At 32.9% G+C, this 2,463-nt stretch carries 1 protein-coding gene; it reads left to right on the top strand.

Annotated features, from left to right (window positions below):
• Positions 1 to 2,073 (top strand): hypothetical protein (locus F6K13_RS28295; protein WP_287289177.1); only part of this gene is annotated, 2,073 nt, incomplete at its 5' end.
• Positions 2,074 to 2,463 lie beyond the last annotated feature (390 nt).

Raw genomic sequence — 2,463 nt, 5'->3', positions numbered from 1 at the left:
GTTTTGATAATTACTGTCATAACATCAATATATATATCTCATGAACATACAATTTATTGGTGGGACTTTGTGGGATATCAGAACGCAGCAAATAATTTAACAAATTTATTTCGAGCATCACCTCAAAGAGCTATTGATGATATTTTAGGTTCTTTATCTCAACAGAAAAATTATTTGGTTGTGCTGCCGTTAATTCCATTTCTTTATCTGTTTGGTAATCAAAGAATTGTTTATATTTTGAGTATTAATCTGGTCTATTTATTACCATTTAGTTTGCTGGTCGGTTCTATCGCGACAAAATTAATTCCAGTTCCTTCTCGGTGGGTATTTTGGTCAACAGTAGCGATCGCTTTATTAATACCTATGACTTGGAGTCCGAGTTTAAGAGGATATCCTGATATTGGAGCGACTTTATTTATTTTATTGGCGATTTTAATTTACTTACAAAATATTAGATTGACTGCTTGGTGGCAAATTCCTGTCATTGGATTATGTTTGGGCATATCTATTGTTTTAAGGAGACATTTTGCTTATAGCGCCATAGCTTTTCTTGCTGCTGTTAGTTGCCAAACTATGATTAACTTTTTGACTACTTTCAATTCTGTCAATAATTCCTGGAAAAGACTTTTAGAAAGCGCCATTAAAATTAGTCTGATTTCTCTCAGTAGTTTCCTGACTATATCAATTTTTGCTTGGGGTTTTATCCAAAGTTCTTTGACAGAAAATTATCGAACTCTTTATGCTGCTTGGAGTTTATCAATACCTGACATTTTCTGGCGTTATGCCTGTTTTTATGGATTAATAACTTTACTATTAGTTGCCACAGGATTTTCTGTTGGTGTTCTGACAAAATATTTAATTCCATCCACTACTATTTTTCTCTTATTATTCGGATTTTTTTCTTTAGCTGAATGGTTGATTTTACTCCGTTATGGCAATATTCATTACTCTCTACATTTTACGCCAATAATAGTTTTAGGATTAGCTTCATTTATCTGGACGACCATTAATATTTTTCCAGACAAAACTAGATTAATCATTTTAAGTCTCACGGGAATATTGTTACTTGGAAATTTTTTCCTTGGCATAACTACAATTGGCAAATTTCATCATTCTCTACGACCATTATTTGCCACTAATTTTTCTCCATTAATTCGTTCCGACTATGATGAAGTTTTACGTCTGAGCGATTATCTAAGTAAATTAGCCAAAAATCGAGAATTAGTATATGTAGCTGCTTCCTCAAATCTTTTTAATGCCAATATTATTAGAAACGCTAATCGGATAATTAATCCTGAAACTTGGCCGAATTTAAGAGCAATAAGTAAACCACATATTGACACCCGCGATACTTACCCATTGCCAGAATTATTAGAAGCACAATATATAGTTATTGCTCACCCATTTCAGAAAGTATTATTAACTGATGAACAAGTCTTAAAACCAGGGCAACAAGATTTAGTTAAGTTTGTCTATGATGCTTTTACTCAAAATTTTCCCATTGCTCAAGATTTCCGAAAATTGCCAGAAGAATTTATCTTAGATGGTGGAATTACTGTCAGTTTTTATCAAAGATTTCGCCCTACTTCTGTAGCGACTGCTGTACAAACTTTATCAGCAGTACAAAAACAAATTCCTCAACGTCCAGGTAGACAGTTAGACTGGATGAGTTTAAATCAATCTCCTTATATTACTTATAATTATTCGGCAGTTACTCAAATTTCTGAAAATGGTTATAAATTAATGACAGACCCCTCGGATACTACTAAACAAACCTCTAAATATTTTCTCTATTTAGGGCAAATATCCGAATCAGTAAAAATTACTGGTAAACTGAATTTTCTGAATCAAGAATGTGATGGTTTGTCTCTTGCGTTTTCTTCTTTAGATGAGCAAGGAAATTTGCTTGATACAACTGCCAATAATTATTTTCCTGGAGATTTGTCTGACTTGAATTTTTCACTCGCTGGTAAAAATTCGGTTTATTTGCTTTTGGAAAATATGACTATTGATGGGGATGAATTAACGGATAAATGTGGATGGGTAATCAATAATCTTATTGTTGATGACTAGAGAAAATTTTCTGGAGATAACCGCCGATAATTAGGGTTTGCTGAAAAAGTCTTTTTCAGGAGTAGATGAGTGGGGGAGTAGAGAGTAGTTAGGAGATAGTTGGATATATTTGTAAGAGTGATTTTTCTGCTATTATTCTGCATTTTATGCTAAAGTTTTGAGGGTTTTCAACTGAAAACCAGGCATTTTTTTCAACCTAAAAAGGCTAAAACCTTTATCTATCAGTGCTTTTATATTTTATCAGCAAGCCCTAATTATTTCCCTGGGGTGGGTAATAGTTTTACTTTTTATTTTCAGGGTAAAAATTCTGTTTATCTACTTCGGCAAAATCTGATTCTTCACAGTAATAAGTTAACTGATATGGAGAATTTTCTAGAGACAACTGCCGAT

Source organism: Okeania sp. SIO2B9, assembly GCF_010672505.1.
In the GTDB taxonomy this organism is placed as follows: Bacteria; Cyanobacteriota; Cyanobacteriia; order Cyanobacteriales; family Microcoleaceae; genus Okeania; species Okeania hirsuta.
Note: the sequence above shows the minus strand (reverse complement) of the source record. Positions and strands in the feature narration are given on the sequence as shown.